Annotated in this window: 6 protein-coding genes; 3 read left to right on the top strand and 3 right to left on the bottom strand. The window is 74.5% G+C overall.

Annotated features, from left to right (window positions below; all coding sequences use genetic code 11):
* Both KBY81_RS16370 and bchM read left to right on the top strand, forming a co-directional pair.
* A partial coding sequence (locus KBY81_RS16370) for an N-acetylglucosamine-6-phosphate deacetylase (RefSeq protein WP_254977083.1) occupies positions 1-1,067 on the top strand: 1,067 nt, incomplete at its 5' end.
* Between the two features lie 31 nt (positions 1,068-1,098).
* A complete protein-coding gene (gene bchM / locus KBY81_RS16365; protein WP_254977082.1) occupies positions 1,099-1,839 on the top strand; it encodes a magnesium protoporphyrin IX methyltransferase in 741 nt (246 codons plus the stop codon).
* A 246-nt stretch (positions 1,840-2,085) separates the two neighbouring features.
* On the opposite strand, the gene KBY81_RS16360 is transcribed toward bchM, so the two are convergent.
* From KBY81_RS16360 to KBY81_RS16350, 3 genes are read right to left on the bottom strand one after another with little or no spacing between them, the layout of a single operon-like run.
* Positions 2,086-3,210 carry a pseudouridine synthase gene (locus KBY81_RS16360; protein WP_254977081.1) on the bottom strand — a complete coding sequence of 375 codons (1,125 nt, stop codon included), beginning with the start codon at positions 3,208-3,210 and terminating at the stop codon, positions 2,086-2,088.
* On the bottom strand, positions 3,194-3,991 hold the full coding sequence (locus KBY81_RS16355) for a response regulator transcription factor (protein ID WP_254972301.1): 798 nt from the start codon (positions 3,989-3,991) through the stop codon (positions 3,194-3,196). Before KBY81_RS16355 ends, KBY81_RS16360 begins: the two co-directional genes overlap by 17 nt.
* 9 nt (positions 3,992-4,000) lie before the next feature.
* Positions 4,001-4,579, bottom strand: a complete 579-nt coding sequence (locus KBY81_RS16350) for a hypothetical protein (protein WP_254977080.1) — start codon at positions 4,577-4,579, stop codon at positions 4,001-4,003.
* Positions 4,580-4,585: 6 nt separating this feature from the next.
* On the opposite strand from KBY81_RS16350, the gene KBY81_RS16345 reads away from it, so the two are divergent.
* A partial coding sequence (locus KBY81_RS16345; protein WP_254977079.1) for a cysteine desulfurase family protein occupies positions 4,586-5,353 on the top strand: 768 nt, incomplete at its 3' end.

The raw sequence follows: 5,353 nt of genomic DNA, 5'->3' as shown, positions 1-5,353 counted from the left end.
CGGGGGGGGTGGACCTGCAGATCAACGGCGGGCTGGGTCTGGCCTTTCCCGAACTGGGCTTCGGCGACCTGCCCCGCCTGGAGGCCCTGCTGGAGCTGCTGTGGAGTGACGGGGTGGACGCCATCTGTCCCACCCTGGTGACCTGCGCCCCGGAGGCCCTGCGTCGGGCCCTGGCGGTGCTGGCCGAGGCCCGCCGCCGGCACCGGCCCGGGCGCTGCCGTCTGCTGGGCGCCCATCTGGAGGGGCCGTTCCTGGCGCCGGAACGCCGGGGCGCCCACCCGGCCCAGCACCTGCAGGCCCCCAGCCGGGCCGCCCTCGAGGGGCTGATCGCCGGCTTCACGGGCGGCCCGGAGGCCGATGTCGCCCTGGTGACCCTGGCCCCGGAGCTGGACGGGGCCGACGCGGTGATCGCGGCGCTGCGGGCCGCCGGCGTGGTGGTGAGCCTGGGCCACAGCGGCGCCGATGCGGCCCAGGCCCGCCGGGCCTTCACCCAGGGGGTGGGGATGCTCACCCACAGCTTCAATGCCATGGCCGGGTTGCACCACCGCGCCCCGGGGCCGGTCGGAGAGGCCCTGCGGCAGGGGGAGGTGGCCCTGGGGCTGATCGCCGACGGCGTCCACGTCGATCCCACCATGGCGGTGCTGCTGCAGCGGCTGGCGCCCCGGCAGGTGGTGATCGTCAGTGATGCCCTGGCCCCCTACGGACTGGCCGACGGCCGCCACCGCTGGGACGAGCGCGTCCTGCTGGTGGAGGACGGCAGCTGCCGGCTGGAGGACGGCACCCTGGCGGGGGTGACCCTGCCGCTGCTGGAGGGGGTGCGGCGGCTGGCCGGCTGGGGGGGCCTGGTGGCGGCCTCGATCGCCGCCGCCACCCTGGCGCCGCGGCGCCTGCTGGGGGAGCGACAGCCGCTGGAGCAGCTGCTGCTGGGGCGGCCCCTGGCGGACACCCTGCGCTGGAGCACGGCGGCCGATGGGCGCCTGGACTGGCGGCGCCCCGCGGCCGTGGCCGGTGGATCTGCGGCGATGGCCGGGGGATCCGAGGCGGTGCCCCAGGCTCCTGCTCCCTAGGATCCGGCCCACCTGAACGGCCCTGCGCCCCATGCCCCCGGAACTGCAACCCCCCGCACCCGCTGAGGTACAGGCCGAGACGCAGGCCGAGAAGGCCGAGGTGCAGGCCTACTTCGAGAGCACCGGCTTCGAGCGCTGGAATCGCATCTACAGCGACAGCGAGGAGGTGAACCGGGTCCAGCGCAACATCCGCCTCGGCCACCAGAAGACCGTGGATGCGGTGCTGGCCTTGCTGCAGCAGCAGGGCAACCTGGGGAGCCGCAGCTTCTGTGATGCCGGCTGCGGTGTCGGCAGCCTCAGCCTGCCCCTGGCAGCCCTCGGGGCCGGCGCGATCGCCGCCAGCGATCTCTCCGCCGCCATGGTGGCCGAGGCCAGCCGCCGGGCCAGCGAGGCCGGTCTGGCCTCGGAGCGGCTGAGCTTCAGCGTCTCCGATCTGGAGAGCCTCCAGGGCCGCTACGACACGGTGATCTGCCTGGATGTCTTCATCCATTACCCCCAGGCGGCCGCCGAAGCGATGGTGCGACACCTCGCGGCCATGGCCGAGCGCCAGCTGATCGTCAGCTTCGCCCCCTACACGCCGCTGCTGGCGGTGCTCAAGCAGATCGGCCAGCTGTTCCCCGGGCCCAGCAAGACCACCCGCGCCTACACCCTGCGGGAGGACGGGATCGTGGCGGCGGCGGCGGCCGCCGGCTTCCGCCCCGTGCACCGCAGCCTGAACCAGGCGCCGTTCTACTTCTCCCGCCTGATCGCCTTCGAGCGGGAGTCGGCCTGATCAGCGCCATGCGATCGCCTGGGTGGCGCCGGAGGTCCTGGCGCAGGGGCGGCGCTGATGGGTGCTCCCATGGCAATCGGCCAGGCAGGTCGCCCCTGGCCATTCCCGATTCTGTACAGCCTGTACAGGGTCTGAAGGGAACCAGCGAACCGCCATGCAGGCGCGAAAGGCCATGCTCGCGCCACCCAGGTCCGGGTCCAGCTCTCCGGCGGCACCACGCCGATCAGGCCTGCGGCACGGCGCCGATCAGTCCTGCGGTCCGCCGCCGCTGGGCCGCTCGGTGGAAGCCTGGGCCGCCGGCCGCTCCGCCGTCGTGCCCAGGCCTTCCGCCGCTGGGGCTTCCAGCTCCAGAACTGATCCCTCGGGGTGGTGCAGCCGCAGCCAGCGGGCCTGAAGCCGGTAGCCGCCCTCCCCCGGCAGGGCCCCGGGGCGGGCCCGCCCGCCCGGTCCGTACAGCGGATCCCCCAGCAGCGGCACTCCGATGGCGGCGCAGTGGATGCGGATCTGGTGGGGGCGCCCGCTGACGATCGCCACCTCGACCAGATCGGCCTCATGGCCCGTCGCCAGCAGGGTGAGCTGGCTGCGGGCCACCAGGGCGCCTGGGTCGCCGGCCTCGGCCGCGCACCAGATCTCCCCAAGCGGCGGGTGGGGGCGCCGGCCGATCGGCGTGGTGATCGCCAGGCTGTCGCCGGCCGCCAGGGCCAGCCGGCCCGGCACCAGCAGGGCCCGGTAGAGCTTGCGGCAGGGCGGGGCCCCGCCACCGACGCCGCCAGCCTCCCCGCCACCAACGCCACCGCTGGCGCCACAGGCCAGCGAGCCCGTGCTCTCGCGCAGCTGGGCGCTCAGCCAGGCGCGGGTGGCCGGCCGGCGGGCGCACACCAGCAGGCCGGAGGTGAAGCGCCCCAGGCGGTGCACCGGCCGCGGCACGCCAGCGGGGTCGTCACCGTGGCGGTGCTCCAGCAGCCGCAGCACCGTGTGCTCCAGGAAGCCGCCCGCCGGCAGCACGGGCAGGCCGCTGGGCTTGTCGATCACCAGCAGGTCGCCGTCGTCGTGGATCACTGTCCAGTGGGCCGGGACGGCGGGCTCCGGCCAGGGGGGACGCTGCCACACCAACCGCTCGCCGCCGGCCAGCACCGCGTCGGCCCGCAGCGGCAGCCCGTTGCGGCTGATCTCGCCGGCCGTCAGACGCCGCTCCCATGCCGCCGCGCTGGAGTGGCCGTAGCGGCCGGCATAGAAGGCGACCACCCCCAGGCCGGCCGCCGCGGGGGGGATGCGGTCGCGGTAGGCCCAGCCACCGTTGGGGCGGGAGGGCAGCCAGCCCGGCGGCAGGCTCAGAGCCAGGGACGGGGGACCATCAATCCACCAGCCCATGCTCGAGGGCGAAGCGCACCAGCTCGGTGCGGCTGGCGGTGCCGGTCTTGATGAACAGCCGGCTGACGTACTTCTCGACGTTGCGGATCGAGGTCTCCAGCCGGCGGGCGATCTCCTTGTTCATCATTCCCTCGGCCACCAGCTGCAGCACGCTGGCCTCGCGGGGTGTGAAGTCGAGGCGCACATCGCTGACGGGCTTGCGGGTGCTGCCGCCGCTGCCGGTGCCGGAACCGCCGCCGCCGCCCAGCATCGAGCGGATCTCGGTGATCTGGCGGGCCATGGCGCCGATGTCGGCATCGGCGAAGCGGGCCGCCTCCGCCAGCAGCCGCTCCTGGCGCCGCACCACGTTGCGCACCCGGGCCACCAGCTCGTCCGGATCGAACGGCTTGGGGATGTAGTCGTCGGCGCCGGCCTGGAAGCCAGCGATGCGATCGGCCGTCATGCCCTTGGCGGTGAGGAAGATCACCGGCGTGCCCCCGAGCCGCTCATCGGCCCGCAGACGCTTCAGCAGGCCGTAGCCGTCGCAGCGGGGCATCATCACATCGGTGATGACGACATCGGGCATCTGGGCCTGGGCGGCCGTCCAGCCCTCCTCGCCGTCATTGGCGGTGGTGACGGCGAACCCCTCGTCTTCCAGGTAGGCCTTGACCGCCGTGCGCAGCCCGGGCTCGTCATCGACCAGCAGCAGCCGCACCGGGGTGCTGACGGCGGCTTCGGCCCCCTCCGGCGGCCCGGACGGCTCGGGGATGGGGCCGGCGGCGGCGGAGGGTTCCTGGCTCATGGGGGAAATCTATCGACCAGGACCAAGCACCACCTGTTCCCGTTCGGGCAGGAGGCCGCTGTAACCCAGCTGGCGGGCCACCGGACCGAGGCCGGCGGGATCCCTGCCGGCCTGCTCAGGCACGCACACCGCCCACCACATCAGGTGATCGAGGCGGTTGGCCGGGGTGATCACCCCGCCGGGGTTGAGCTCGCGGATGATCAGGCGGCGGGAGCTGCCGGTGATCCGCAGGGGGGCGGTGACGCTGCAGCCGATCTTGTCAGTGGCGACGGTCACCCGGTCGTCGAGCTCCTCCCACACCTGCACCCGCCACATCCCAGGCTGGGCCGGCTCGGGCACCAGGCCGTAGATGCCCACCACCTCCCGGCCCCGGTGGGTGACCCGGTCCAGCAGCACCCGGAAGCCCTTGGGCCGGTTCTCCTCGTTGCTGCGGGACTCGCCCTGGGCGGCCGCCGGGCCGGGCAGGGCCAGGGGGACGGCCGCCGTCACGGCGGCCGCGGCCAGGGTGAACGCCGCCAGCGGGGCCATCGGCAAGGCCGACCCCAGCCGCAGGGGGGTGACACCGAAGCAGCGGAGACGGTTCAGCATGGCCCCATGCTGACGTACCTCGACCACCACGCGAGCACCCCGTGCGATCCGGCGGTGGTGGCGGCCATGGCGCCCTGGTGGACGGCGAACCCCGCCAACCCCTCCAGCCGCCTGCACCGGCCGTCCCTGGAGGCGGGCGCGGCGGTGGACATCGCCCGCCACCGGGTGGCCGGGGCGCTGGGCATGGCCGACGAGGCGGTGATCTTCACCAGCGGCGCCACCGAAGCCAACAACCTGGCCTTGCGGGGGGCGGCCGAGGCGGCCCTGGAGCGGGGGAACCCCCGCCGCCGGCTGGTGACCCTGGCCACCGAGCATCGGGCCGTCCTGGAGCCGCTGGCCTGGCTGGAGCGCCATGGCTTTCCGCTCACAGTGCTGCCCGTGGGAGCCGATGGCCTGGTGGACCCCGACCGGCTGGCGGAGGCCCTGGGCCCCGACACCCTGCTGCTGTCGGTGATGGCGGCGAACAACGAGATCGGTGTGCTGCAGCCCCTGGCCGCCATCGGCGCCCTCTGCCGCCAGCGGGGTGTGCTGTTCCACTGCGACGCCGCCCAGGCAGTGGGCCACATCCCGCTGGCCATGGCCGACCTCGGCATCGACCTGCTCAGCCTCAGCGGCCACAAGCTGTACGGCCCCAAGGGGGTGGGAGCCCTGCTGCGGCGCCCGGGCGTGGCCCTGGCCCCCCAGCAGCTCGGCGGCGGCCAGGAGGGCGGGCTGCGGGGCGGCACCCTGCCGGTGCCGCTGATCGTGGGCCTCGGCGCTGCGGTGGCCGGAGCC

It is taken from the genome of Cyanobium sp. Lug-B, from assembly GCF_024345635.1.
GTDB lineage: Bacteria > Cyanobacteriota > Cyanobacteriia > PCC-6307 > Cyanobiaceae > Cyanobium > Cyanobium minutissimum.
This window is presented reverse-complemented; position numbering and strand designations above follow the sequence as displayed.

Excerpts from the sequence above, each read along its gene's own strand:
- KBY81_RS16360 (WP_254977081.1), bottom strand. The coding sequence starts at position 3,210 with ATGGGCTGGTGGATTGATGGTCCCCCGTCCCTGGCTCTGAGCCTGCCG.
- KBY81_RS16350 (WP_254977080.1), bottom strand. The coding sequence starts at position 4,579 with ATGCTGAACCGTCTCCGCTGCTTCGGTGTCACCCCCCTGCGGCTGGGG.
- KBY81_RS16355 (WP_254972301.1), bottom strand. The coding sequence starts at position 3,991 with ATGAGCCAGGAACCCTCCGCCGCCGCCGGCCCCATCCCCGAGCCGTCC.
- bchM (WP_254977082.1), top strand. The coding sequence starts at position 1,099 with ATGCCCCCGGAACTGCAACCCCCCGCACCCGCTGAGGTACAGGCCGAG.